Genomic DNA, 25,430 nt, shown 5'->3' on the forward strand with positions numbered 1-25,430 from the left:
TCCTTTTTCAACATCGGCATGATATTAAAGAAGGTGCTGTTGCGCAGCCGGGCCATATATTCCGTGCAGATCAGCGGCCGGCCATAGGGCTTCAGCGTGTCGATGCAATGCTGGTGAGCCGCGGTGGGTTCATAGTTGTGATAGGTGATGACATCCGAGTTGGCTAGCTGATACGTGTTGAGCCGGGTCAGCTTCGCGCTCCATACGCCGGCGGAGAGGGGCTGGTCGGGGTTTATCGTTCGCCCCCAGGTAAAGGCTTTCTCCAGTAACGGAAGACTCTTGTCCCCATAATTGCTGTTGCCGGGTTCGTTGTAAAGATCCCAAAGCAGGATACGTTTGTCGTGCTTATACGTGTTAAGAACGTCTTTGACATACGCCTGCAACGTGTCGACCAGCCGGGGTTCGTCATAATACCGCTTGCCCGGATCGCGCAGCCAGCCCGAGTTGTGGATCCCGGGTTTGGGCTTCGGCTGGGGGCCGGCGTGATAGGATTCATTCCAGCAGTCGTCGAAGAAAACGAAGATGGTCGCGATATGATGCTTGTCCGCGATGTCGAGATACTGGCTCACCCTTTTTTTGAAACCCTGGGGATCCTCCTGCCACGCAACATGATGCAGGAAAACGCGCATACAGTTAAGGCCGATGCTTTGGGCATAGCCCAGTTCCCGGTCGATGGTCGCGGGATCGAAACTGGCCGCCTGCCACATCTCCAGCTGGTTGATCGCCGTGCTCGGAATAAAGTCGCAGCCGCGGAGCCAGGGCTTGGTGGCATACCAGCTGTTGGCTTTTGCCTTCGGCCAGACAGGACGCTGGGCGCTGGCACCGGATTGAAAAGCAAGGGCAAGACAGGTTAGCAGGATCAGATTGCGCATGAGATGGATTTATAGAATAAATATAGTTGATTTTGGTTTTAACGCGCGCCTACTCCCCTCCCGGCTTCCGGATCGCCCTCCCCACCGCGACCGGCACCCCGAAATTCGGCGTCCCATCCGCATTCCACGAAAAAGCCTGCATCCGCGGACTCCGCGCATTGCCGCAGCCCTGCCCCGCCTGGCTGTTCGCATGATAAAGCAGCCAGTTCTCCTTCCCGTCGCGCGAGACGAAGAACCCATTATGCCCCGGCGCATACGCACTGGCCGCGGCCGAACTGCTAAACACCGGGTTCGCCGACTTACTCCAATCTCCCGGATTCAGCGGATCACCCCCCGCCCGCAACGTCAGCAAACCCAAACAATAACCGTCCGTCCAGCACCCGCTCGCCGAATACGTCAGAAACAACTGCCCCCGTGGACTCACCAACGCCTCCGGCCCCTCATTGACGGCCGGCAGCGGTCCCGCCCCCTGGCGCTCCCAGGCCAATGTCGGCTGCGAAAGCCGCACCCGCTGTCCCTTGATCGTAACCGGATCGGCAAGCTCCGCGATATAGATGTCCTGCTCAATGTTGACATCGCCGGGCCAGCCCGACCAAAGAAGATAACGCTTGCCCTTGTACTCGAAGGCCGAGGCATCGATCGCCCATTTGTCGGCCGTCGTATCGGCAACCTTGCCCTTGAAGACCCAACCCGAGGCCGTCGGATCGGCATTGTCGTTCTCCACGACATACACCCGGTGATGATCGTTGTTGCCATCATCCGCGGCAAAATACATATACCATTTGCCATCGAAAAGATGCAGCTCGGGCGCCCAGATCTCCTTCGACCAGGCGCCGGTCGCCGGTGGCGTCCAGATCGTCACCGGCCGCGCATTCCCTAACGCCGACATCCGCCCCGTCGGCCAGATCGCCAGATGATCGCCCGTCGTATTCGTATAATAATACATCGTATCCCGCTGGACCACCCAGGGATCGGGACCGCTGGCCAGCAGCGGATTCGTAAAACTCGTATCGCCGCCCGCGGGAGGCAGCGTCGTGACGCCGCCCCCGTGGCCGCTGCCCTTGCCGCAGGCACAAGCCACCGCAAAAGCAAAAAAGACAAAAAGTAACGTTCTCATCAGTACCCCGGATTTTGTTTGAGATTTGGATTCACATCAAGATCAAATTGTGGGATCGGCATAAACTCATCGCGACCCGCCTTAAAATGCGCAAAGCCCGGATCACGCGAAGCCAGACCCGTACCCAGATCGCCCCAACGGGCAAGGTCCTCCCAGCGGTGACCCTCACCCGACAGCTCGGTGATGCGTTCGTGCTTGAGCTGATCCAGGAAGCCTTGCTGGCTAAGCCCGGGCATCGTGGAGCTCAGCGTCGCCAGGCCGGCCCGGACCCGCACCTGATCCACGTACGGATAGGCCTGCGCCGTTTGCCCCTGCGCATTCAAGGCCTCCGCATAAAGTAAGAGGACATCCGCATACCGGATATACCGGTAGTTATTTCCCGAGTGGAAAACCTCGCCAACGACGGTTGAATCGACATCGTCCAACTGCTTGCGAAAGCATACCTCGTTACTATTACCATGCGGCACGCTTGGATCAGTCGCCAGCCCAAGACTGTTCCAGTGCTTCCCATAGGCCAGCGTAAACGCGGGACCCCGTTGGTCCGTACTATCATACAAAAAGGTCGCTGCCAGCCGCGGGTCGCGCTTCCCGTCGACGGTCTTCTCTTTCAGAAACTCCCACACCGGCCAGCGACGGGCCTGCCCATCGGTAAATCCTACGGGTGACGGCGCGAAGAACGGTGGAATCGATGTCCCGTAATTCAAATTATCGGATGTCCCCGGCTGCGTGTCATCATCATGCGTATCATTAGGATTGACCGCATTCTGCCATTCGAAGACCGATTCGCGGTTATTCTCCGCCGTAATTACAAAATTCTCCCGATAATCCGCCATCAGCGAATACAGCGCTTTGCCGTCCCCCGTGACCAGCCATTCAAACGCCGCCTGCGCCTGCGCGTATTTCCGCTGCTGCATATAACACTTGCCAAGCAGCGCATAGGCAGCGCCCTTTGTCGCCCGGCCCAGATTGGCGCCATCATAACCCGCGGGCAGGGCCGCCGCGGCATCGCTAAGATCCTGTTCGGCCTGCGCGAAGACGCTGTCCTGCGGCTTGGTCGGCGGATATTCCCCCGGCTTTGGTTCGTGTAACTTTATCGCCACGTTCCCAAAGATCGTCGCCAGGTTATAATAAAAGAACCCGCGCATAAACTTCGCCTCCCCGATCAGCTGCTGTTTCAACCCCGCGTCCATGGCGATCGCCGGGACATGATCAAGCACCTGGTTACACCGATTAATGCCAATGTAATCATCCTGGTACACCGTCGTTATCTGCCCGTCATTGTAATCCGTAATGTTGAACACGTCATACACGTTCACGATATCGGAGTTGGGACTGGTGCTATAGCCCTCATCGGCGCGCACCATCGTCATAAAATAGAGCCAGCGGCAGAGACCGGGGCGGTGATAGGTACTGTAGATGGCGGCTACACCCTGCTGGGCGTCGGTGGCCGTTTTCCAGAAACTGGCGGCCGTGGCGTGGTCCGGGTCGGAGACGGTGAGGTCTTTCTTACAGCCGGCCAGGAGGGCGATAAGGATCGATATGCTGAATAGTTTTTTCATTGTTTGCCTTATTTTATGTCGGGACCGGACTCCGTCCGGTCAGGGGCTTAAAAATCAAATTGCAATCCGGCAGAAAGAACGCGGCTTGGCGGCCAGTTGCCCGTGTCGAAGCCGCGCGCGATGATGCTGTTGCCGACAACATCGGGGTCGAGCCCCTTATAGCCCGTGAGCGTGAGCAGGTTTTGTCCGCTGAGATACACGCGGGCATTGTTGATGCCGGCCTTCCTCAGTGCCTTGCGGGGCAGCTGATAGCCCAGCTCGATATTGCGGATGCGGACATAGCTGCCGTTCTCCAGCCAGCGCGAGGTCTGCGCCATATTGTTGATCGAGACCGTGGGATCGCCGGGATTGTCCACAGCAAGCCGCGGATCGTTGCCGTTTGGATTGGTCGTCGACCAGGGGTTGATATCCTTGCGGAAATTCGTCAGCTGATAACTGTCGAGAACGCGGCGCACATCGTCATAGATCTTGTATCCAAAGATGCCGACCACCTGGATGTTCAGCGTAAAGCCGTGGTACGAAGCATTGAATTGTGCGCCGGTCTGCAACGTCGGCCAGGGCGAACCCGAGTATTGGCGGTCCTTATTGTCGATCACCCCATCGCCGTTGGCGTCGGCATATTTGATATCGCCGGGTTTTGCGTTGGGCTGGATGATCTGGCCGTTTTTATTGGTGTAGCCCGTGACGTCGGCCTGGCTCTTGAAGATGCCGGCGGTCCGGATCATATACCATTGACCCATGGAATGCCCGACCTGGGCGCGGATGAAATTCGTCGCTTCGAGATAGTCCACCTTGCTGCCGGTGGCGTCGATGCCCTGGTCGCCAACCGAGACCACCTTGTTGTCGATCGTCGTGAGATTGGCCGAGACATCCCATTTGAGATCCCTTTGGCGATTGCTGCGATAGGTCACCGCCAGTTCGACCCCCTTGTTACGGATGGAGGCGGCGTTGGTCACCGTCTGTTGCCCCGTGACCTGGACGACACCCTGGTAAAGCGGCTGCGGCAGCGCGACGAGGACCCCGGTGGAGAGGGAGTTATAGAGATCGGCGGTCACCGTCACCCGATTGCTGAACAGGTTGGCGTCGAAACCGGCGTTCTCTTCCTTGCGCGTCTCCCAACGGATATCGGGATTGGAGAGCGCCGCCTGGTACTGGCCAACGACCGGGGTCTGACCCGATCCATAAATGGCACGCGGGCTGTTGTTCAGCACGCTGAGATAGGGAAAGGAACTATAGGCGTCGAGCCCGCTGCTGATCCCGAGCCGGCCCCAGGAACCGCGCAGCTTCAGCTCGTCGATCCAGGGAACATGAAAAAACTTCTCGCGGCTGATGCGCCAGCCCGCGGCGACGGACGGGAAGTAACCGGTGCGCTGACTCGGGGCAAACCGGGTGTCCTGGTCGATCCGGCCGGTGAGCGTCAGCAGATAGCGATCGTCATAGCCGTAGTTGATGCGGCCCAGATAACCGTGCTGGCGCCATAGGACATCCGTTCCCCCGTCGGTGGAGGAAGAGCCGACTGCCGTCCCGATGGTAGTATACTGCTGGCCGCCGATCGTTTGCAGCAGCGTGCGGCTGGCGATGGTATAATCGTCTTCCTGCTGTGTGCGCGAGAACCCGACTACCGCGCTGACACTGTGCAGCCCAAAGCTCTTGTTGAAATTGAGTGTATGTTCCAGGAGAAAATTGGTAAAGGTGCGGCGGTCGTTCGATACGCTCGTGTTTGGCGGCTGGTTGTTATAGCGCCAGATACCCGTATCACGGACCTCCCTGGTGTAATTGAAACTCGCCCAGGCGCCGGCGTTGAACCGATAGCTGAGCCAGTCGGTGAACTTGAATTCCGCGAAGGCGTTGCTGATGATCTTGGTATAGTTATACGTCACCCTGTCCAGCGCGTTGACGGCGGCGTAGTTGTTGGCGTAGGTGGGCAGATCGTTGGTCCCCATCCCCCAGCCCGCGGGGTTGGAGGGGATCGTCGTATACTGCGGGCCCTTGACCGCGATGATCGGGAGCATCGATGGCGCTTCGTAGAAAGCGTTGATGCCGCCGCCGGGGTATTCGCCGCTCGAGTTGCTGAATAGTAGGTTCTCGCCGACGGTAAGCCGGCCCTTGTGCGTCTCGGTGTTGATGCGGAGGCTGGCGCGCTGGAAATCGTTGCCGATGAGGACCCCCTGGTTGCCATAGTAGCCGCCGGAGAGCAGATAGCTGCTGGTGTGGCTGCCGCCCGAGATGCTGAGATTATAATCCTGGTCGTTACCCGTGCGGGTGATGGCATCCTGCCAGTCGGTTTTGATCGTATTGTTGGCCACCTGCGCCGCGACGCCGGTGGGGAGGTTGATGCCGGAATTGCCGTACTCGATTTGAACCGTCTTGAGATAGCTGGCCGCATCCATGACGCCCCATTTCTTCGGCAGGGTCTGGAGGCCGTATTTGCCGGAGACGGAGAATTTGGCGGGGCCTTCCTTTCCCTTTTTGGTGGTGATGATGATGACCCCGTTGCCGGCGCGTGAGCCATAGATCGCGGCGGCGGAGGCGTCTTTAAGGATCTGAACGCTGGCCACGTCGTCGGGGTTGACCGTGGCATCCACGTCGGCGAGCATCCCGTCGATCACATAGAGCGGCGAGATGCTGGAAAAGCTGCCGACCCCGCGGATCTCGACCGTCGGCGAGCTGCCGGGGTTACCGGCGTTGCGGATGGTGACCCCGGGTACGAGACCCTGGAGCGACTCCGTCACCGAACCGGTGGTGAGCTTTGTCGCGTCGTTCATATTGACGATGCCCGTGGCGCCGGTGAGATCTTTGCGGCGAACCGTTTGATAACCGATGACCACGGCCTCGTTGAGATTCGTCGTTTCGGCGGCTAGCGTGATACTCAGCGTGGTCTGATTGTTAAGCGGCGCCTCTTGCTGCTGATAACCGACATAGGTGAAGACGAGCGTTGCGTCGGCGTTGGTGACTTCGAGGCTGAAGCTCCCGTCATCGCGGGTCGTGGTGGCGTTGTTGGTGCCTTTTTCCTGGACCGTGACGCCGGCGAGGGGTTCGCCTTTCGCGTTGGCGACCTTCCCGGTGACGACCGGCGCAGGGACGGGTGCGGCTTCCTGCCGCGTGGGTTGCGGTTCCTGGCCGCGGGTGATAACCACAAGGTTATCGCCGAGTTTGCGATAGTTGAGCGAGGTGTTGGCCAGCACCTTGCCCAACACGTCATCAAGACTCGCTTCCTTTACATTGATCGTGACGAGCTGTTCGCGGGGGAGTGCGTCGTCATTGTACACAAAGCGGAAGAAGCCCTGGTTCTCGATGGCCCTGAACACCTTTTTCAGCTGCACCCGATCCAGCCGGAGGCTGATATTGTGCTGCTGGCCATAGACATGGGCGTAGGATTGTGTGGAGAAAAGAATGACCAAAAGAATCGCAAGTTTCGTCATCAGCAGGTATTTGATGAGTGGAGGACATTGCATAATTTAGTGTTGATAGTAAAGGATAGTTGGCTGCCCGCAAGGGCAGTCGCTGTCTGGACAGGGGCAATCCTGTCGTTTATCGGGCGGGGGATGTTACGAGCATCTTCCGCCTTCTTTTTTTGACCGATGGGTTATGTGGGAAGTTTCATATGCGGCATTTTGGTTTTTGAATCGTTAATGTATCAGAGCGATGATCACTTCTCAGGGCGCGATGAGTACTTCTCATGGCGTGATGAGTACCTCTTTTTCCCGGATGGTATAGTGCAGGTTGCCCGTCAGCTGCAGGGCCTCCATCACTTCGGTAAGACTTTCTTCTTTAAAGTCGGCGCTGAAGCGGCGGCGTTTCAGGCTCTCGTCGGTGATGGTGACGCGGACGCCAAACCAGCGCTCGAGCTGAAAGCCTACCTCTTCGAGGGTACGGTCATCGAAATAGAGCTGGTTCTTTGTCCAGAGCGTTTCGATGATGCTGCTGTCCTTTTGCTGGCGGTGGACCTTGCCGAGCGTCAGCAGGGGTGGGTCGGCGTCGGCGCTGCCGGGCTTTGTTTTGATGCCCGAGACGGTGGCCTCGTTGTTCTGCACCGTGATCTTTTCTTCGGGATGCAGGATGATCTTCTTGTCGGGGTTGTTGCGGAGGGTTACTTCGACGGAGCCCTGGAAGAGGCTCGCTTCGGTGTTGTGGTCGTTCGTATACGACCGGACGTCGAAGGCGGTACCCAGCACGAGGATATCGATCGTTGGGGTCCTGACCCGGAAGGGATGGGCCTTGTCCTTCGCCACGTCGAAATACGCTTCGCCCGTGAGCTGGACCTCGCGTTCGTGACTGTTGACCTTATAGGTGAGGCGGCTGTCGGCGTTCAGCCAGACCGTCGTGCCGTCGGGAAGCTGGACCTTGGAGCGCGAGCCCGCGCGGGTGGTGACGGTGTTGTATTCTTCGGTGGACGGGTTGGCCGGCTTGAGGACCCAGAGGAGGGCGATGACGGCGAGGACGGCGGCCGCGGCGGCGAGCCAGGCCTTCCCGATCCGGCGGCGATGGGGGTGGGCCGGCGGTTGCTCCTGGGGATACGGATGCGGATACTCGTGTTGGAGCGCCGGCGTCGCGAGGTGGTTGCTCAGCCGCTGGAGATGGCGGCTAAAGGCCTGCTGGCTATCGGCTGCGTCGGCTGCGGCTTGCGCGGCGGTGTGGGCGTCGTCGGCCGGAGCCTTCCCGGCGCGGGCGGTATAGAGGTTGGTATAAAGTTGCAGCCGCAGGCCCCAGTCGGGGTGGCTGCGCAGCAGTTGGGCCATTTCGGTTGCTTCTTCGGGCGTCGCTTCGCCGGCGAGCTGCAGGCTGACAAGGGTCCAGAAGCGTTCTTCTTCGGGGTGCATATAGGGATAAGACCCCCGCGCCGGAAAAATAGTACCAAGCCCACGAAAAAAAGTTTTCGGGCGTTCCCAAAAAAAGGCCGGCATTGCGGCCGGCCCTTCCAGGATGGTAAAAATGGAAATGGAAATTATATAAACCGGGAGCCGCGGAGCTGTCCTCCGCCCGCCCGCCGGTGTGACATCATCATTTCGAATTGCGTATACTGATCCGGCGTCAGCACCGCCTTATACGTTTCGTTGCGCATCGCCATCAACGCTTTCATCTGCTGCATCTTCTGATCGGGCAGGAGATTGTCGTCCTCGTGGATGGTCTTGAATTTGGTTCGCAGGTTTTCGTTGCCGGCTTTGATCCGGGCGACCTGATCATCGGTGAGGTTGAGATGAAGTTTAAGGCGTTCGAGCCGGGCTGCCTCGCGGACCTGTTGGTTCTCGTCCCGCTGCTTGCGGTTGGCCGCGATGCGATCCTTTTGCCCGGGGGTAAGCAGGCCGGCGAGCTTGTCCTTCTTTTCTTTTTGCAGCGCGGCGAGTCCGGCCTTATATTGTTTGAGGGTGATATTGTCCTGCTTGTAGAGGTCGGCGCGTTTCTGGCCGTATTCTTTATTGATAGCCATTACCTGCTTGCGCTGCTCCGGCGTATACCGGATCTGCTCGCCGCGGAAGCCGCGTTCGAAACCGCGATGCCCGCCCCGCTCGAAACCGCCGCGATGCTCATGTGTTTGCGCCTGCGTGGTCGCGACCGCGAAAAGGAGGATTCCGGAGAAGAAATATTTTAGGGTTGCAGAAAAATGCTTGTTCATGGTAAGGGAAATTTTGTGCATCTAAGACACCAGAGGAATGCGATTGTTTAATGGGTTGGCGAGGAATACTCGGGTTAAAATCAAGCGTTTACCGAATAATGGCCGCCAGCGGGCGGCCGATGTATTAAAAACGGACACAGCGCCAGCTGTGGCCGGCATTAAAAGATTGATTGTCATTTAATTAAAATCTTGGGCCGGACTTTGTTTTCATTTCCCCGCAACTTCAACCGTCAACCATGTTCACCAACTACTTCAAGATCGCCTGGCGCAACCTGACCCGCAACCGGGTCTACTCTACCATCAATATCCTGGGCCTGGCCCTCGGCATGGCCATCGTCCTGCTGATCGGCGCCTGGATCCACGAAGAGGTAAACTTCAACACCTCAATACCCAATTATTCGCGGATCGCCTACGTGATGCATAATTCAACGCACAGCGGCCACACCGCCACGTTGGGGGCGCAACCCATCCCACTCGCGGGCCATCTAAAAACCCGCTACGGAGCAGACTTCAAGCGCATCGCCCTATGCACCTATATGGACGACCATATCCTCCAAACCGGGACCGGCCAGCCCGTCACCAATACCGGCATCCACGCCGAGACGGCTCTCGCGGACATCTTCTCACTGCAGATGATCGCTGGCAGCCGCAACCTGGACGATCCCGGCGCCATGCTGATCAGCCGGTCGCTGGCCCGGACACTCTATGGCGACGCCGATCCCCTGAATAAGATGGTAAAAGTCGATAACAAGGCCAGCGTAAAGATCACCGGCGTATATGAAGATATCCCCGGGAACGTCGACTGGAAGGGGATGAACTTTATGCTCAGCTGGAACTATCTGTTGGCCAATGAACCCGGGGTGAAAGGGGATGAGACGCAATGGAATTCCAACGGCTATACGATCATGGCGGAATTGCAGCCGGGTGTGGATGCGGACAGGGAAAGTGCGAAGATCAGGGGGGCGCTGGAACACCATGCCCGGAAAGACAAACCGGAGGTGCTGCTGTTCCCGATGACCCGCTGGCATCTCTATGGGGACTTCAAAGATGGCAAGAATACCGGCGGCGATATCACGTATGTGTGGATGTTCGGCAGCATCGGGTTGTTTGTGCTGCTGCTGGCCTGTATCAACTTTATGAATTTGTCGACGGCGCGAAGCGAAAAGCGGGCGCGTGAGGTGGGCATCCGCAAATCGGTGGGGTCGCTGCGCGGACAGCTGGTGCTGCAGTTCCTCGGCGAGTCGGTCTTGCTGGCCGCGTTGGCCGCGGTCCTGGCGGTGACCCTGGCGAAGATGGCCCTGCCCTGGTTTAGCGAGCTGGCAGGCGTCCCCATCCATCTGACCTTGAGTGGGCGCTTCTGGGGGTTGTTTGCCGGGCTGACACTGGCGGTGGGGATCATCGCGGGAAGTTATCCGGCACTGTATCTGTCATCCTTTAATGCGGTTAAAGTTTTAAAAGGAACTTTCAAACATTCCCCCGGCGCAGCCATTCCCCGGAAAGCACTGACCATCCTCCAGTTCACCGTATCAACAGCCCTGATCATCGGAACGATGGTCGTCTTTCAGCAGATCGTCTATGTCAAGAACCGGCCGGTCGGCTACGAGCGGGAGGGCCTGCTGACCGTTCGCATGAACACGGACGACCTCGCCAAACATGCCACGGCCATCCGGGACGAACTAAAGCAAAGCGGCGCCGTGACGGAAGTCACCGAGGCGACGAGCCGGACGACGAATGGTCCATGGCAACAAAGCGGCTTTAACTGGGAGGGGAAAGACCCCAGTATGGTTCCCTCCTTCGATATCGTCTTTGCCACCCCCGAATATGGCCGGACCGTCGGCTGGCAGGTGGTGCAGGGACGGGACTTCTCGCGTGACTTTGCAACGGATTCGGCGGCGATCGTGATCAACGAAGCGGCCGTGAAATATATGGGGTTGAAGAAACCGGTAGGCGCGATGGTGAATTACCTCTACAGCAGCCGCAAGGATAACCGCTACCGCGTGGTAGGCGTGGTGAAGGATATGGTGATGTCGTCGCCGCGCAGCCTGGTTCACCCGGCGATCTTTATGACCGATTCGGGGAGTGCGAGCTGGATGCTGGTGAAGGTGAACCCCGCGATGAGCATGTCGGCCGCGATCCCCAGGGTGACGGCGGTGTTTAAGAAATACAATCCGTCGGCGCCGTTTGATTACCAGTTTAGCAGCGAGGCCTATGCGCAGAAGTTTCAGACGGAGGACCGGGTGCTGAAGCTGGCGGTCTTCTTTACCGTCTTCGCCATCTTTATCAGTTGCCTCGGGCTTTTTGGCCTGGCCAGCTTTATGGCCGAGCAGCGGGTGCGCGAGATCGGCGTGCGGAAGGTGCTGGGCGCAAGCGTCTCGCAACTGTGGGGCCTGTTGTCAAAGGAATTTGTGCGGCTCGTCGTGATCTCCTTCCTGATCGCCGCGCCGCTCGCCTGGTTCGGGATGAATAAATGGTTGCAGGGCTATGATTACCGCACGACAATCGACGGCTGGGTGTTTCTGGACGTCCTCGTGCTGGCCATCGGGATCACCCTGGCGACCGTAAGCTGGCAGGCGATCCGTACGGCCATGGCTAACCCGGTGCGCGCATTGCGAAGTGAATGATGACAATAAATTTATTGTCAACTACTGTCAATTTTAAAAAATCTCTTACCTTTGACAATAAAATCATTGTCAAATGGTCAAAGAATGGCATTATAGCTTGACAATCAGTGGAGATTCGGCTACGGGAAAACAATATCTCCGACGCGAAAGGATCATTGACGGGTTCTGGCGCGAGGTTAGAAAAGGAAATCATATTCTTTTAGTTGCTCCGAGGCGGGCGGGGAAGACGTCGATGATGAAGGATCTTGCTGCCAATTGCCCGGAAGGGTATACCGGCATCTATGAGGATATCGAAAGCATCCGATCAAAGGAGGCCTTTTTCCAATGCCTTTTTGAACTGATCATTCAAAGTATTCATCGGGGTAAATTTGCAAAGGCGAGATCGTTCCTCGAACGGTGTGTAAAGAGATACCGGATCAAAGCGATCTCGAAGTCGGGTGTCAGTTTCGAGTCGAGGGACATCGATTATGAATCGGAGTTGCGCAATATGCTTCCGGAGTTGAAGGATGCCGATGTTCATGTGGTCATTTTCCTCGATGAATTTGCCGAGGTTATTTATAAGTTAAAGAAGATCGACAGGCAGCAGGACGCGATCGAGATCCTGCATACCCTGCGGCAAATCCGCAGCGATGAGGATTTCAAACACTTTACGGTTGTCTATGGAGGTTCTATCGGGCTGGAATATGTGATCAGGGAGATCGACCGGCCAAAATTGATCAATGATCTCCATCCGATAAAACTATCGCCGCTGACTCCTGAGGAGACCCGGCAATTGATCCGCCAGGTGACGGAGAAGGCCACGATCCGGATATCGGACGAGATGATCAACTATCTGGAAGAAAAGCTGGAATATCTGCTTCCTTACTATATCAATTTGACCCTGGAGGCAGTGGAAGATATCGCTTATAATCATCATGACCCAGTCGTAAATCCTGCTTTTATCGACGAGGCTTTTCAGCGTGTAATGAATGAAAGAAAGAATTTTGAGGACTGGCTGGAAAGATTAAAAAGCTATCATGGAGCACATTTCGGTTTTATCAATTCATTGCTGAAGCATGCAGCTCATCAGGGAAGCATTTCAATTAAGACCATCTATGATAAAGCGGTGGAGTATGGGCGCACGGAGGATTATATGGATTTCACCGATCTGCTTGTTCATGATGGGTACCTCATGGAGGCCGGATCTCAGACTTACCGGTTCACCTCTCCGCTGCTCAAGGGCTATTGGTTATTAAAATACCCGATCCCTTATGTTTAATTCCAGATCATTTACCGGCTTGCCGGTCTACCAGAATGCACATGCCAGTCCCGAGGATATAAAGGCAGGCTTTTTTGTGCGTCATTTCGAATACAATCTGATCATGAATGATCTCCTCACCCGCCGGGAATGGCAATCCGTTCAGCACTATCTGCTCCTGGGAAGGAGAGGAAGTGGCAAATCGACGCTTTTGAGGCGGATACAGGTGGAACTGGACACTAATGAGCAACTGGCCGGTTATCTTACCGTTAAACCCGCCGAAGAGCAGGCCAATATCTATCGGCTGGCTGACTTGCTGCTGGAGGTCATCCGGGAGATGGAGGTTCGGGAAATGGATGTGGAATGGCCGCAACAGCAGGACAAAGATGACTATGACTATGCCGATGCGCTTTTGCGATCGATCCATCCGGTATTGGAAAAGACTGGAAAAAAACTGGTGTTGTTGCTGGACAACCTGGACCGCATCTTCGCCAACCTTGGTGAGGAGCTCTACCTCCTGAGGGCGCATTTGCAGAACTTCGGGGATATCAAGATCATCGGTGGAAGCACCCGGTTGACTGAACATTTTTGGGCATACGATCAGCCGTTTTACGAGTTTTTCAGGGTGATGCATTTAAGGTCGCTGGACAGCGCGGAAATGAAGGGTCTGTTCCTGAATTGGGCCGACAGGCAACAGATCCCCCAGTTAAAGGAACTTGTCGAGAAGCGGCCGGGGCAACTGGAAGCCATTCGACTATTGACGGATGGATTGCCGAGGACCCTTCAGCTCTTTGTGCAAATATTGATCGCAGAGAATCCGAACTCGGGATACAAATACTTACTGGGGGTGATGGATGAGGCGACGGGCATCTATCAGGAAAGGTTGAATTCGCTTCCGCCGGCACAGCGCAAGATCGTCCTGCACCTTGCTTTTTTCTGGGAGGCCACCGGTACGAGGGAATTGGCGCAGTCTGCCCGGATGGATACGAAGATCATTTCCGCGCAGCTGAACCAACTGGTGGAAAAAAAGGTGGTCGATAAGGTCGAAACCGATAATAAGAATCATTTATACCGGTTATCCGAGCGGTTCTTCAACCTTTGGCTGATCATTACCCAAGGCAATGCCGATGACAGGAGAAAGGCGAAATACCTTACCGTTTTCCTTGAGAGTTTCTATGATAAGGCAGGGTTGATCGAGTTTGCGTCCGCCCATCTTCAGGCCATGAAGATGAGAAAGATCGCACCGGATAAGGCAGTCTTGCTCACCAAGGGGTTATCCCGGGTAAAGGCCATAGATTCAGGAACGAGGGATGAATTGATAAAAGCGAACCTGACGCTCGATGGCCTCTCCGAAGAGATGAAAAAGGAGATACCCCCTACTACCAGGGAGGTCTATGACCGGGTTGAAAAATGGATGGCCGTAAAGGATTGGCAGCGGGCTTTACAGCAGGTGGAAGATATCGAACAGGAAGATGGGACAAAAGACTTTATCACCGGCATTATTTACCGGGAGATGGGGGATCCGGAGAAGGAGGAACTGTATTATGAGAAGGCGGCTAAATTCGGATTAAGAAATGCCCTTCATGATCTTTTGGTTCTCTACGTGAAGCAGGAAAGGTTCGAAGCGGCAGAGCGAACCTTCTGGCAGGCCTACGAACGGAAACTCCCGGTAGATCCGGAGAGTCTCATGGGATTTCGCAGGGTTTTTGGAGACCCCGGCCTAAAATGGGAGGGCGGAGCAGCCTATCCCTTCTGGTATGAACATGACCTGGGGATGGCGGCCATCCACCTGGCTTCGGAGTATAATAAACAAGAGAAATTTGACCTGACTGAAAAGTACTTCAAGTTAGCGATCGGGTTGGGAAACGAGGATGGATACTATAACCTGGGCTTACATTATTATTTACGAAATGGAGACAGGAAAATTGCCCTTGCGTTGTTGAACGATTATTTTCATGTCGCCCATTCTCCGGGAAAGCTGCAGTATTCTTTTTATGTCACGCTGAAAGCCTGGGCGGGCGATCTCGGGGAAATGGACAGACTCATCAGCCTCGTGATCGCTGGCGAGGAGTATGTTTATGGTATGTTGGTATCTTTACTGGTTCATCAGAGGGATATAATAAAGCGGCTTTTCGCTTCGCAGGAAACAAAAGCTCTCCTGAAGGAAAAATATATGCCGCTTTACTACGCAACGACCCTGCTAACAGATGGGACCGTCCGGGCAGAAAGGAAGGTCCCACCTGAGATCAGAGAAACCGTAGAGAGTATCATGAAAGAGGTATGTAGCCAGCAGCAATATTATTATCCCGACACTGAAAAGCAGATGGCAGACTAGTTCTCGAGTATTCCGAATTTCCCGGTCTGCGCCTCGCGGATCGACTCCATGATCTCTTCTTTTGTGTTCATCACAAACGGCCCATAACTGACGATGGGTTCGTTTATCGGTTGGCCGCTGAGTAGCAGGACGATGCTGTCTTCTTTGGCGGTGAGGGTTATCTCTTCCCCTTCGTTGGCGAATAGTACGAAACTATGTTCGGGTGCGGTCTGGCCGTTGACTTCGGCGCTGCCTTTGATAAGCAGGAGGGCCGTGTTGTAGCCCGCGGGCGTCGCCGTGGTGAATTGGGCGCCGCTGTTGAGCCGGATGTCCGCCGCGATGACGGGCGTGTAGGTTTGAGCCGGACCGGAAACCGAAAGGATCGTGCCCGCGCCGACCGTATCGAGGGTGTCCGCGACCGTCGCATTGAGAGTGCCTGCGATCGTTGCGTTGAGGGTGCCCGCGATGACGTTCACCTGACCCTGGTTGGCGGGCAGCGCGAGCTGACCCATCTGGCCGGCCGTCAGGGCCTGGTAGTGGGGCTTTACAAGTTTATCCTTTTTGGGCAGGTTGACCCAGAGCTGGACCATCTCGAAGGGCCCGCCTTTCTTCGAATAGTTTTCCTCGTGATATTCTTTGTGGAGGATCCCGGCGCCTGCCGTCATCCACTGGACGTCGCCGGGGTGGATGACACCGCTGTTGCCGGCGCTGTCGTGATGTGCGACGCTGCCCTTGTAAGAAATGGTCACCGTTTCGAATCCTTTATGGGGATGGACGCCGACCCCGCGTACCCGGTCGGTGGGGGAGAAGTTGACCTCGGCGGCGAAGTCGAGCATCAGGAAGGGGCTGATCCGTTGCTGGGGGATCGAGCTGGCAGGGCTATCGCCACCAGGAATATAATTATATACCCGGAAGCCGTCGCCGACCATGCCGGGGGCGGCGGGTTGGGGGATGATGCGTTCTATTGTCTTTTTCATATTGTTATCTCCTTTGAGACCACAAAGTTACGGTGCGGCACAGGTCAAAGGAATAACCTAGGTTAAGCGGGAGCGACCCCAAGCGGCGCGCGCTAGGCCCGCGATTTGAGCATTTTGCTGAGGAATTCGGGGGTGACGCCGATATAGGAGGCGACCTGCTTTTGGGGAAGGCAGTCGATCAGGGATGGGTAGAGGCGGCAGAATTCGGCGTAGCGTTGTTTGGCGGGGAGGCTGAGGATACTGACGAGCCGGGCCTGGTGGGCGGCAAGGGCATTCTGGGTGAGGATACGGAAGAAGCGTTCGAAGCTGGGGATGCGTTCATAGAGATCATCGACATCGCCTTCCGAAAGAAAGAGCACTTCGCTGTCTTCGAGGGCGTCGACGTTGAGGATCGAGGGGCGTTGATGGATCATGCTGCCGATATCGCCGACCCACCAGCCGGGGGGTGCAAACTGGATCACATGTTCATACCCGTCGTTGTCGATGGAATAGCTGCGTAACAGGCCGGCGGTGACGAAGGTGGGGCCGCGGCTGACATCGCCTTCCCGGGCCAGGAACTGTTTTTTCTTCACCGCGCGATGCTTAAGCAGGGAGGTGAAATGGGCCTGTTCCTCCGGGCTGAGGGTGATATGCCGGGCGATATGCTTGAGGAGGAGGGTGGCGTCCATGGGTTTTCGTTATTGCTCCTTTGTGGTCCTTACTGTTGCTTGTTGGTCGTTTATAGTCTCGTTGGTCGTTAATGATCTTTGTTGGCGAGCTGGCCGCAGGCGGCGTCGATGTCTTTTCCCCGGCTGCGGCGGAGGCGGGCATTGACGCGGTTTTTTTCAAGATGGCTCATAAACTGCTCGATGGCATTTTCCTCGGGCTTTGAAAAAAGGGCCTGGTCGATGGGGTTATATTCGATGATGTTGATGAGATCGGCGGGGACCTGGCGATAGATCTTTATCAGTTCGTCCGCGTCCTTTTTGGAGTCGTTGAAGTCCTTGAAAAGGATATATTCGAAGGTAATCTCGTTACCCGTCTGCTGATAGAAATAATTAAGGGCCTCGATGAGGGCCTTGATATTATTGCTCTCGTTGATGGGCATGATCTCGTTGCGTTTGAGGTCGTTGGCGGCATGTAGAGAAAGCGCCAGTTTGAATTTCACCTTGTCGTCACCCAGCTGGCGGATCATTTTCGCCACGCCGGCGGTGGAGACGGTGATGCGGCGGGGGCTCATGGCCAAGCCGTCGGGCGCGGTAATTTTTTCGATGGCCTTCAGGACGTTTTTATAATTGAGCAGGGGTTCGCCCATGCCCATAAATACGATGTTAGTGAGTTTCTTTTCGTACACGCGTTCCGACTGCTGGTTGATCAGGACCACTTCATCATAGATCTCGTCGAAGTCGAGGTTGCGTTTGCGGTCCATATATCCGGTGGCGCAGAACTTGCAGCTGAGGCTGCAGCCGATCTGGGAGGAGAGGCAGGCTGTTTTGCGTTCGTCAGTGGGTATGAGAACGCCTTCGACCAGGTGGCGGTCGGCGGTGCGGAAGCGACTTTTGATGGTCCCGTCGGCGGAGTATTGCGTGGCATCGACGGTGAGGGTGGGGAAGGAGAAATGTTCGGCGAGGCGTTGGCGGAGTTCCTTGCTGAGGTTGGTCATTTCTTCGAAGCTATGGGCATGTTTCTGCCAGAGCCATTCCCAAATCTGTTTTACGCGGAACTTCTTTTCGCCGAGGGTTTCGAAGTATTGCTCTAACTCACTCAGGCTCAGGTGCCTGATATTCTTTTTCTCCGTTAAGGTTGCCATAAGGGGCAAAGGTACGAAAAATCCCCGCGCGGGGGTGCGGCGGGCCGCGGGAGGCGGGTCCGGCCTATAAGGCGCGTTCGAAGCGGCGTTCGTTGGGGTTGAGGGTCGGCGGGAGTTCCTCGAACTGGTTTTCGAGGAGGAGTTGGCATTCCAGCTCCCGGCTGGTATCGAGCGTGACGCGCATCCTGGGTTGGGTGTGCAGCGTGTGAAGATGATCGATAGTACTAAGCCAGTATTCCAGCGCCGTGGAGAGATCCGCGAGGGCGCCCGTAGGGGCCCTGAGGAAGACGTCTTCCTCTTCGATCTCCAGATAGAAGAGGGGTTCGTCGCCGCGCAGGGCCATCCAGTCGGTACCGAAGGTCGGTCTGCCGGTGGCCGCCCAGAAAAGGATCAGCTGATGTTTAGCCAGCCAGATCCCCTGGCTGGGAGGCAGTCGCGGGTCGGCGGTCCATCTGGCGATACAATCGGCATCGGCCAGAACCACCGGCCGGAAGGTGATCGGGAGCTTGTTGGAACGGGCCATAGGAATAAGGTTGGGTTTAAGGGCAGAACAAAGAACGTACTGCCATGCGCAGGCAAAGTGCAGTCGAATAAGTCTTCCGAGAACCTAGCGGCGCGTCGGGCCGCGGGAGTCGGGTCCGGCGGCGTTTTGCGACCGGATGCGGGAGGCGGCCGCGGCCCGTTTACCAGATGAGTTTGAAGACCCGTTGGTTGTGGAAGCCGTTGGCGGCGAGCTCGATGAAGCCCAGCTGGAGGAGGCACTCGCATTCGATGTCCCGGGTGGCCTCGAGGGTGACGTGGAGGCCGGGGAGGGTTCGCAGACTGCGGAGGTGGGCGATGGCGAGTTGCCAGACCGCGAGGGCGGTGAGGCGATTGTCGAGGATGCCGGGCGGGGCGGTGAGGAAGACCTCGTCTTCGGCGGCGATCTCGAGGAAGAAGAGGCGCTGTTCGCCGGCGAGGGCCATCCAGCTGGTCTGGCGGGTGAGTTTTTCGTTATTATGCCATTCCTCCAAAAGGAGGCGCAGGAAATGGCTTTCCCATTCCGGTGATTGGTGGAGAGTTGCGGCGAGCCAGCGGCAGATATAGGTGGCGTCGGAGAGTTCCAGCAATCGAAAGCGGATGCGGTTCTTTTTAAAACCTGGCATAATTTGGCATAAGGTTGCTCGGCGGGTTTATTGGGACGCAGCAAAGAAAATACGTGGCGCGGAAGGGAGAGTGCAGTCGACCCAAAACCAAATGAGGGGAAGATGGTACATTTGTCTGCGATGAATCAAATTCTGCTGGTGGAAGACGATCCTGCGATCGCGCAGTTGCTGAACCTGCATTGGCATGCGCCCGATTACCGGGTAACGGTTTGTACGCGGGTGGCGGCGGCGTTGGAGCGGCTGCGGGCGGAGACCTTCGACGTGATGATCCTCGATATCCTGCTGCCGGATGGCAACGGCATCGACCTCTGCCGGCGGATCCGGGAGGGGAAGAACTGGACGCCGGTGTTGATGCTTAGCGCGCTGTCCGACGAATCGGATAAGGTGCAGGCGTTGGAAAGCGGGGCGGACGATTATCTGACGAAACCCTTTGGGGTCGCCGAGATGATGGCCAGGGTGCGGGCGTTGCTGCGCCGGCGGCAAGGGGCAGGCGAGGCGGTTGGCGACAGACCGGCGGGCGGCACAGCAGGCGTCGGCACGACGAAAAGCGACAAGGACGGCGGCGGCATGGCAGGAGGCGGCACGGCGGGAGAACCGGCGACGGGGGATAAAGTCATCCGGTTCCGGGACCTCGTAGTCGATCACCACAAACGAAAAGTAACCATGCGCGGCCAGCGGCTGGAGCTGACGCCAAAGGAATTCGACCTGCTTTGGCTGTTGGCGGGGCACCCGGGCAAGACGTTCTCCCGGCACGAACTGCTGGACATGATCTGGGGCTTTGCCTTCCAGGAATACGAGCATACGGTGACCTCGCATATCAACCGCCTGCGCATCAAGATCGAGGCCGATCTGAATAAACCCGAATATATTCTCACCACCTGGGGAGCCGGTTACCGGTTTGCAGAATGACAACAAAACGACCACCCATATTCAGACGCATCTACCTCGTCGTCTTTCTGCTGATCGTCCTGCTGGGGTCGCTGTTCACCGGCATCACCTGGTTTGCGACGACCAATTTCTACGAGACCAGCACGCAGCTGCTGAACAAAGATGTGGCGACTCATATTGCGCGTTTTACGAGTCCTTACGGCCGCGAGGGGTTTGACCGGCGCAAGGCGGATTCCGTTTTTTACGATGCGATGGTGATCAGCCCGAGCGCGGAGGTGTATTTTCTCGACACCACGGGCCGCGTCATCTACTTCCATGGGAAGGCGGAGGAGATCAAAGAGAACCAGGTGCCGCTGACGGCGATCGAAGCGTATCTGGCGGCAGGGGGCAGGAAGCATGTCGTCGGACCCGATCCGCGCGATCCGGATCATTGGAAGATCTTTTCCGCGGCGGTGGTGATGGGGGAGGCGGAGGGGGGCGTCGCGGCAGGCCAGGAGGGGAAGCCGGGGCAAGGGCAGAAGGTTGGTTTCGCGGCAGGCCAGGAGGGCAGGATGGGCGCGTCGCGGCGGCTGGGCTATATCTATGTGATCCTGGGGAGCCGGCAATACCGCAGTGTGACGCAGATGCTTTTTAACAGTCGCATCACGCCGTTCGTTCTCGGGTCGGTCGCCTTCCTGCTGGCCGTGGCGCTGCTGATCACCGTCCTGTATATTGAAAAGATGCGCGAACGCGATAATATCCGTCGCCTCACCGCCTCGGAGAAAGAACGGCGCGATTTTATGGTCAACATCTCGCACGATCTGCGGACCCCGCTGGCGATCGCCCGCGGCTATGCGGAGACCCTGCTGCTCAAGAAAGGGGAATTGTCACCGGCCGACGAACGCAGCTACAACGACCTCGTCGTCGCGAAACTCAGCCAGGTGGAGAAGATGGTGAACCAGCTGTTCGAACTTTCGAAACTGGAATCGGCGAATTTCGAAGCCCACCGCGAACCCTTTGTGTTCTCGGAGATGATGCAGGAGGTGATTCACGCGATGGACGCGGATTCGCGGATCGCCTGCGTCAACGGCACCGACGGCAGCTGGATCGAGGCCGATGTGTCGATGATGGAGCGGGTGGTGCAGAATTTGGTGATCAACGCGCTGAGATATACGCCGGAAGGCGGCGACATCGCGATCCGGCTGGACCGGGTGGAGCGAGTGCACCGGAACGACAGGGCCGACCGGAATGACCGGGTGGCGGATGAGCTGGTGTTTACGATCGCCAACACGGGACCGGCGCTGGCGGATGGGCTGGTGAAGTGGATCAATAAACCCGATACGCAACGGCCTGAGAAGCCGGCGATCGGCCTTACCATCGTCAAAAAGATCCTGCTTTTGCACGGATATGCGTTCTCGGTGGACGTGCGGGACCAGCGGAATGTGTTTGTATTTCGGATGAGTGTGTACAAGGTTTGAGGGGATAGGGGTTCCGTTCGACTGTCAGCTGTAATTGAAAGAAATCAGGGTTTGGAAACCCTTTTTTGTGTATCTCGATGGCCTTGAAGCACTCGTTCTGGACGAGGCCTTTCAGGGCCTTTATTTCGGCGATGGGCAGCTGGGCCTGGATGATGAGCTTTTCAAAGGAGGGGATGCCGTCGATCCACCAATCCACGATCTGCAGTCCCGAACCATACGAGTCCGCGATTGACCGGGAAATACCGGCGAGGTGGTCTTTTGAGAGATTGGCGGCGGTCAGTTGGGCGAGGATATCCTGTTCTACGTCTTCAAAACTTCTCTTCTCCATGGTGTAGTGAGTTAATTGTTTGGGTTGGGAACGGCGAGCAACGCTGCGTGTGTGGAAATAAGAAGTAAGATAGAACTGCAAGATAGGACGGAATATTGGCGGAGGCAATACCCAAAACGTGGTAATTCCGGTGCCTACTGACCCGGCGAGTGGGTAGAATGGACTTTTTGCAGGTGCGGGGAATCCTGTAAATTGCCGCCGCAATGTTAAATTATGAATACAGTCTATGTTATCGACAGCGTCCGAACGCCGGTAGGCAAATATGGCGGAGCACTCAGTTCCATTCGCCCCGATGACCTGTTGGCCCACGTTATAAAGTCGTTGCTTCAGCGCAATCCCGGTATCGACGTCAACGCCATCGAGGATGTGATCGCGGGCGATGCCAACCAGGCGGGAGAAGACAACCGCAATGTGGCGCGGATGGCGGCGTTGCTGGCAGGGTTGCCGGTAACGGTCCCCGGTAATACGGTCAACCGCCTTTGCGCCTCGGGTTTGCAGGCCATCATGGATGCGGCACGCGCGATCGCCTGCGGCGATGGAGAGCTGATGATCGCCGGTGGTGTCGAGAGCATGACACGGGCGCCGTTCGTGATGGCGAAGAGCAGTTCACCCTATAGCCGGCAGTCGGAGGTCTTCGATTCGACGATCGGCTGGCGTTTTATCAATAAGCGGATGGCGGACCTCCATCATCCCTATTCGATGGGCGAGACCGCGGAGAATGTCGCCCGGCAATGGAAGGTCTCGCGGGAGGCGCAGGATGCGTTTGGGCTTTCTTCGCAGGAAAAATATTTTGCCGCGCTGGAGGCCGGGAGATGGACGGCCGAGATCGCACCGGTGGAGATCCTCGGCGGCAAACAGGAGAAGATCTTTTTCTCGGCGGATGAGCCGCCGCGTCATAGTTCGATGGAGAAGATGGCGGCCCTGCGGCCGGCTTTTGTAAAAGACGGGACGGTGACGGCGGGGAATTCCGCGGGCATCAATGATGGCGCCGCGGCGATGCTGCTGGCGAGTGAGTCGGCGGTGAAACGGTATGGGCTGACGCCGCGGGCGCGGGTGGTGAGCATGGCGGTGGCGGGGGTGGACCCGGCGATCATGGGGGTGGGGCCGATCCCGGCGACGCGGAAGGCGTTGGAGCGGGCGGGGATCGGGGTGGGTGACCTGGGATTGGTGGAGTTGAATGAAGCTTTTGCGGTTCAGGCGCTGGTATGCCGGCAGGAACTGGGGCTGGATGAGTCAACGGTGAACGTGAATGGCGGTTCGATAGCGATCGGCCACCCGCTGGGTTGCAGCGGCGTGCGCATCTCCACGACGCTGATCCATGAGCTGGGGCGGCGGCCGGGCGCGCGTTATGGGCTGGCGACGATGTGCGTTGGGGTGGGCCAGGGGGCCGCGGTGGTGTATGAAAGACTGTAGGCGGCCGCGACCTTGCGGGCCGGCGGGATTGCCGGGCTTTGCGAAAATTTGTACATTAGGGCATGGAATTTCGAACCAGGATCGTGATCCGTAAGCGTAACAAGCGCGCCTATATTGCCTATGCCGGGTTGGTCATTGCGGCCAGTTCCCTGTTGCTGTTGTTTATTCCTTCACTGAACGATTATATTCCATATGTTTTTGGGAGCGGGATCGCCGTCGTGGTCATCGGCGCGTTGATCGCGCGGGGCGACGTTCGCAACTACGGGCTTTCGCCGGATGAGCTGGTGGTCAGTCCGGAAGGGATCAACGTGGGGGCGGTACATTATCCGTTGCGGCTGATCAGGAACATGAATTTTAATGTCGAGGCCTATAACGGACTTTATGTGAATGATGGGGCGATGGTTTCGGGCAGTAAGTCCGATGGGATGACCAATGATCTTTCCTTCGAGTCGGGCAGCGGAAAGGTCTCGGTCGGCTTCTTTCTCGCGAGCCAGGAGCATGTGCAGCAGCTGGGGCTGGTGTTTGATGCGTTTTATCGGGCGCGGGTGCCGTTCATCGAGCGGAATCGCGGGCGGCAGACCTATCTGTTCCAGCATTTGTCGGGCGTGGCGTTGGAGGAGTTCAAACGGAAGTATGGGTATGCTTAGGGCAACTATCCGGAATTTCCGGATAGTTGGATTTTGGCTGGCCATTGACCATGATGCAATTTCAAACAAAAATAATCGAGGGTAATAAGAACCCAAATGCCTGGATCGCCTGGGCCGGCGGCGGACTGGTTTTCCTGGCCATGATCGTCATGTGTATCAAAAGTTACCAGCGTTATGGTTTCTGGATGTTCGGCGTGGCGGTTGTCGTGGTGGGCGTGGGCGCGTTTCTGGCCAGGGGTAATGTGGAGGCGATAGACGTCTCGGCGGTGGACCTAACGGTCAGTACGGGCGAGATTCGGATCGGCGAGACCGTGTATCCACTCGCGCAGGTGAGCGATATCGTGTTTCAGGTCGAAGGGTATAACGGGATGCTGGATCCCGAAGGGTATACTTTTAACGCGCGGTCCCGGCGTTCGGGAATTTTGAACGGAATGAACAACTATCTGAATTTTCGTGTCGGCGAGCAGAAGGAAGAATGGCAGTTCTACCTGGCCGACCCCGCGCAGGTGCAGCAATTGGGGGCGTTGTTCAAGGAATTCTATGCGCGGCGGATCCCCTTTTTAGAGAGAAGCATCACAAATAACCGGACCTTTCTTTTCGCGCCGGTGAGTAAGCAGCAATGGGAGGACAAGATGATTGAAAATGGGTATCTGTGATGATTTGTTATTGCGAAGAATCGGTACCAGTGAGACCTTTTATCGCTTCGTCAAAATCAGATTGATAGTGGTGATCCTGGACAATGCGGTAAGCTCGGCCGCTGTGTGGCCGGTGATAGCCCAGTGGAGTTTGTTTTGAACCATTTTGTAGAAGTCATGGGTAAGGTCGGAGTGGGGATCGTAGTCCAGACTGCATTGGGCGAAGATGTCGGTGATCTTTTGATAGAAAGCGGGTGGCTTCGATAGAGTTGACGCGGTAGCCGACCGCGATGATGGCGTCGAGGTTGTAGAAATTGGTTTGGTAGTTTTTGCCGTCAGAGGCAGTTATTCGAAAATTTCTAATAACTGAATTCTGCTCTAACTCATTGGTTTTGAATATTTCCTTTAAATGGTAGTTTATGGTCGGGACCTCAACGCCGAAGAGCTCGGCCATTTTCTTTTGCGAGAGCCAGAAGGATTCCTCCTCATAGAAGACCTCGATATGCGTTTTTCCCTCGGGTGCCGCGTACAACAATATCTCGAATGTTTGCATAAGACGGGGTTTTAAGAATCCATGCTTTTGACAATAAATTTAGCAAAACCGGGGCTTTCCAAAAAATAAAAATGAGGTTGAGGCTTAGAGTCCGCAATAGTAGTCGTAACCCCGTTCGAACCAATAGTCACGGGGGCGGTCGTTGCTGAAGTTCATGCGGCCGATGCGTTTGAGGTTTTTGACGCCGTATTTTACGGGAATGATCAGCCGAAGCGGGGCGCCGTGGTTGGCGGGCAGGGGCTGGCCGGTCATCTCATAGCAGAG

At 56.6% G+C, this 25,430-nt stretch carries 21 protein-coding genes and 1 pseudogene; 8 read left to right on the top strand and 14 right to left on the bottom strand.

Annotated features, from left to right (window positions below):
- From VGM48_RS06625 to VGM48_RS06650, 6 genes are all read right to left on the bottom strand, one after another.
- The coding region (locus VGM48_RS06625) for a cellulase family glycosylhydrolase (RefSeq protein WP_331577295.1) at positions 1–872 on the bottom strand (872 nt) is incomplete at its 3' end.
- Between the two features lie 49 nt (positions 873–921).
- Positions 922–1,989: a glycoside hydrolase family 43 protein gene (locus VGM48_RS06630; RefSeq protein ID WP_331577297.1), complete on the bottom strand. Its 1,068-nt coding sequence runs from the start codon at positions 1,987–1,989 to the stop codon at positions 922–924.
- Positions 1,989–3,548: a RagB/SusD family nutrient uptake outer membrane protein gene (locus tag VGM48_RS06635; protein ID WP_331577299.1), complete on the bottom strand. Its 1,560-nt coding sequence runs from the start codon at positions 3,546–3,548 to the stop codon at positions 1,989–1,991. The genes VGM48_RS06630 and VGM48_RS06635 overlap by 1 nt, the downstream gene beginning before the upstream one ends.
- A gap of 47 nt (positions 3,549–3,595) precedes the next feature.
- Complete coding sequence (locus VGM48_RS06640; protein WP_331577301.1) at positions 3,596–6,970, bottom strand: TonB-dependent receptor; 3,375 nt, start codon at positions 6,968–6,970, stop codon at positions 3,596–3,598.
- A 255-nt stretch (positions 6,971–7,225) separates the two neighbouring features.
- Positions 7,226–8,368, bottom strand: coding sequence for a FecR family protein (locus tag VGM48_RS06645; protein ID WP_331577303.1), 1,143 nt, complete (start codon positions 8,366–8,368; stop codon positions 7,226–7,228).
- A 125-nt stretch (positions 8,369–8,493) separates the two neighbouring features.
- Positions 8,494–9,162 (bottom strand): hypothetical protein, encoded by a 669-nt coding sequence (locus tag VGM48_RS06650; RefSeq protein WP_331577305.1) that lies wholly within the window; start codon positions 9,160–9,162, stop codon positions 8,494–8,496.
- Between the two features lie 236 nt (positions 9,163–9,398).
- Here VGM48_RS06650 and VGM48_RS06655 point away from each other — a divergent pair, with 236 nt between their 5' ends.
- The 3 genes from VGM48_RS06655 (at position 9,399) to VGM48_RS06665 (ending at position 15,355) form a co-directional block, all read left to right on the top strand.
- Positions 9,399–11,783 carry an ABC transporter permease gene (locus VGM48_RS06655; protein WP_331577307.1) on the top strand — a complete coding sequence of 795 codons (2,385 nt, stop codon included), beginning with the start codon at positions 9,399–9,401 and terminating at the stop codon, positions 11,781–11,783.
- Between the two features lie 73 nt (positions 11,784–11,856).
- Complete coding sequence (locus VGM48_RS06660; protein ID WP_331577309.1) at positions 11,857–13,041, top strand: hypothetical protein; 1,185 nt, start codon at positions 11,857–11,859, stop codon at positions 13,039–13,041.
- Complete coding sequence (locus tag VGM48_RS06665; RefSeq protein WP_331577311.1) at positions 13,034–15,355, top strand: NACHT domain-containing protein; 2,322 nt, start codon at positions 13,034–13,036, stop codon at positions 15,353–15,355. The genes VGM48_RS06660 and VGM48_RS06665 overlap by 8 nt, the downstream gene beginning before the upstream one ends.
- Here the strand turns inward: VGM48_RS06665 and VGM48_RS06670 are convergent.
- From VGM48_RS06670 to VGM48_RS06690, 5 genes are all read right to left on the bottom strand, one after another.
- Positions 15,352–16,311 carry a pirin family protein gene (locus VGM48_RS06670; protein WP_331577313.1) on the bottom strand — a complete coding sequence of 320 codons (960 nt, stop codon included), beginning with the start codon at positions 16,309–16,311 and terminating at the stop codon, positions 15,352–15,354. The two genes, VGM48_RS06665 and VGM48_RS06670, sit on opposite strands and share 4 nt — an antisense overlap.
- A 92-nt stretch (positions 16,312–16,403) precedes the next feature.
- Positions 16,404–16,979 carry a Crp/Fnr family transcriptional regulator gene (locus VGM48_RS06675; protein ID WP_331577315.1) on the bottom strand — a complete coding sequence of 192 codons (576 nt, stop codon included), beginning with the start codon at positions 16,977–16,979 and terminating at the stop codon, positions 16,404–16,406.
- 68 nt (positions 16,980–17,047) lie between these two features.
- On the bottom strand, positions 17,048–18,100 hold the full coding sequence (gene rlmN / locus VGM48_RS06680; protein WP_331577317.1) for a 23S rRNA (adenine(2503)-C(2))-methyltransferase RlmN: 1,053 nt from the start codon (positions 18,098–18,100) through the stop codon (positions 17,048–17,050).
- Positions 18,101–18,164: 64 nt separating this feature from the next.
- Positions 18,165–18,623: a hypothetical protein gene (locus VGM48_RS06685; protein WP_331577319.1), complete on the bottom strand. Its 459-nt coding sequence runs from the start codon at positions 18,621–18,623 to the stop codon at positions 18,165–18,167.
- A gap of 160 nt (positions 18,624–18,783) precedes the next feature.
- A complete protein-coding gene (locus VGM48_RS06690) occupies positions 18,784–19,245 on the bottom strand; it encodes a hypothetical protein (protein ID WP_331577321.1) in 462 nt (153 codons plus the stop codon).
- A gap of 120 nt (positions 19,246–19,365) precedes the next feature.
- Between VGM48_RS06690 and VGM48_RS06695 the strand changes: the two genes are divergently transcribed.
- Positions 19,366–20,154, top strand: a complete 789-nt coding sequence (locus VGM48_RS06695) for a response regulator transcription factor (RefSeq protein ID WP_331577323.1) — start codon at positions 19,366–19,368, stop codon at positions 20,152–20,154.
- On the top strand, positions 20,151–21,590 hold the full coding sequence (locus tag VGM48_RS06700; protein ID WP_331577325.1) for a HAMP domain-containing sensor histidine kinase: 1,440 nt from the start codon (positions 20,151–20,153) through the stop codon (positions 21,588–21,590). The genes VGM48_RS06695 and VGM48_RS06700 overlap by 4 nt, the downstream gene beginning before the upstream one ends.
- Here the strand turns inward: VGM48_RS06700 and VGM48_RS06705 are convergent.
- Positions 21,493–21,918 carry a hypothetical protein gene (locus VGM48_RS06705; protein WP_331577327.1) on the bottom strand — a complete coding sequence of 142 codons (426 nt, stop codon included), beginning with the start codon at positions 21,916–21,918 and terminating at the stop codon, positions 21,493–21,495. The two genes, VGM48_RS06700 and VGM48_RS06705, sit on opposite strands and share 98 nt — an antisense overlap.
- A 213-nt stretch (positions 21,919–22,131) precedes the next feature.
- Between VGM48_RS06705 and VGM48_RS06710 the strand changes: the two genes are divergently transcribed.
- The 3 genes from VGM48_RS06710 to VGM48_RS06720 all read left to right on the top strand — a co-directional run bounded on the left by VGM48_RS06710 (position 22,132) and on the right by VGM48_RS06720 (position 24,634).
- Positions 22,132–23,331 carry an acetyl-CoA C-acyltransferase gene (locus VGM48_RS06710; protein WP_331577329.1) on the top strand — a complete coding sequence of 400 codons (1,200 nt, stop codon included), beginning with the start codon at positions 22,132–22,134 and terminating at the stop codon, positions 23,329–23,331.
- Between the two features lie 62 nt (positions 23,332–23,393).
- The gene (locus tag VGM48_RS06715; protein ID WP_331577331.1) at positions 23,394–23,978 is read left to right on the top strand and encodes a hypothetical protein; all 585 of its coding nucleotides are present in this window, start codon (positions 23,394–23,396) and stop codon (positions 23,976–23,978) included.
- Between the two features lie 50 nt (positions 23,979–24,028).
- Entirely contained in the window at positions 24,029–24,634 is a 606-nt protein-coding gene (locus VGM48_RS06720; protein ID WP_331577333.1) for a hypothetical protein, read from the top strand.
- A gap of 39 nt (positions 24,635–24,673) precedes the next feature.
- Here the strand turns inward: VGM48_RS06720 and rhuM are convergent.
- A pseudogene (gene rhuM, locus VGM48_RS06725) lies at positions 24,674–25,166 on the bottom strand (RhuM family protein).
- 84 nt (positions 25,167–25,250) lie between these two features.
- Positions 25,251–25,430: molybdopterin-dependent oxidoreductase (locus tag VGM48_RS06730; protein ID WP_331577337.1), on the bottom strand; the 180-nt coding region annotated here is incomplete at its 5' end.

Origin of the sequence: Puia sp., from assembly GCF_036500295.1 — a bacterium.
Taxonomy (GTDB): Bacteria; Bacteroidota; Bacteroidia; order Chitinophagales; family Chitinophagaceae; genus Puia.

Excerpts from the sequence above, each read along its gene's own strand:
- VGM48_RS06650 (WP_331577305.1), bottom strand. The coding sequence starts at position 9,162 with ATGAACAAGCATTTTTCTGCAACCCTAAAATATTTCTTCTCCGGAATC.
- VGM48_RS06640 (WP_331577301.1), bottom strand. The coding sequence starts at position 6,970 with ATGACGAAACTTGCGATTCTTTTGGTCATTCTTTTCTCCACACAATCC.
- VGM48_RS06665 (WP_331577311.1), top strand. The coding sequence starts at position 13,034 with ATGTTTAATTCCAGATCATTTACCGGCTTGCCGGTCTACCAGAATGCA.
- VGM48_RS06635 (WP_331577299.1), bottom strand. The coding sequence starts at position 3,548 with ATGAAAAAACTATTCAGCATATCGATCCTTATCGCCCTCCTGGCCGGC.
- VGM48_RS06655 (WP_331577307.1), top strand. The coding sequence starts at position 9,399 with ATGTTCACCAACTACTTCAAGATCGCCTGGCGCAACCTGACCCGCAAC.
- VGM48_RS06695 (WP_331577323.1), top strand. The coding sequence starts at position 19,366 with ATGAATCAAATTCTGCTGGTGGAAGACGATCCTGCGATCGCGCAGTTG.
- VGM48_RS06715 (WP_331577331.1), top strand. The coding sequence starts at position 23,394 with ATGGAATTTCGAACCAGGATCGTGATCCGTAAGCGTAACAAGCGCGCC.
- VGM48_RS06670 (WP_331577313.1), bottom strand. The coding sequence starts at position 16,311 with ATGAAAAAGACAATAGAACGCATCATCCCCCAACCCGCCGCCCCCGGC.
- VGM48_RS06690 (WP_331577321.1), bottom strand. The coding sequence starts at position 19,245 with ATGCCAGGTTTTAAAAAGAACCGCATCCGCTTTCGATTGCTGGAACTC.
- VGM48_RS06645 (WP_331577303.1), bottom strand. The coding sequence starts at position 8,368 with ATGCACCCCGAAGAAGAACGCTTCTGGACCCTTGTCAGCCTGCAGCTC.
- VGM48_RS06720 (WP_331577333.1), top strand. The coding sequence starts at position 24,029 with ATGATGCAATTTCAAACAAAAATAATCGAGGGTAATAAGAACCCAAAT.
- VGM48_RS06660 (WP_331577309.1), top strand. The coding sequence starts at position 11,857 with ATGGTCAAAGAATGGCATTATAGCTTGACAATCAGTGGAGATTCGGCT.
- VGM48_RS06630 (WP_331577297.1), bottom strand. The coding sequence starts at position 1,989 with ATGAGAACGTTACTTTTTGTCTTTTTTGCTTTTGCGGTGGCTTGTGCC.
- VGM48_RS06705 (WP_331577327.1), bottom strand. The coding sequence starts at position 21,918 with ATGGAGAAGAGAAGTTTTGAAGACGTAGAACAGGATATCCTCGCCCAA.
- VGM48_RS06685 (WP_331577319.1), bottom strand. The coding sequence starts at position 18,623 with ATGGCCCGTTCCAACAAGCTCCCGATCACCTTCCGGCCGGTGGTTCTG.
- VGM48_RS06675 (WP_331577315.1), bottom strand. The coding sequence starts at position 16,979 with ATGGACGCCACCCTCCTCCTCAAGCATATCGCCCGGCATATCACCCTC.
- VGM48_RS06700 (WP_331577325.1), top strand. The coding sequence starts at position 20,151 with ATGACAACAAAACGACCACCCATATTCAGACGCATCTACCTCGTCGTC.
- rlmN (WP_331577317.1), bottom strand. The coding sequence starts at position 18,100 with ATGGCAACCTTAACGGAGAAAAAGAATATCAGGCACCTGAGCCTGAGT.
- VGM48_RS06710 (WP_331577329.1), top strand. The coding sequence starts at position 22,132 with ATGAATACAGTCTATGTTATCGACAGCGTCCGAACGCCGGTAGGCAAA.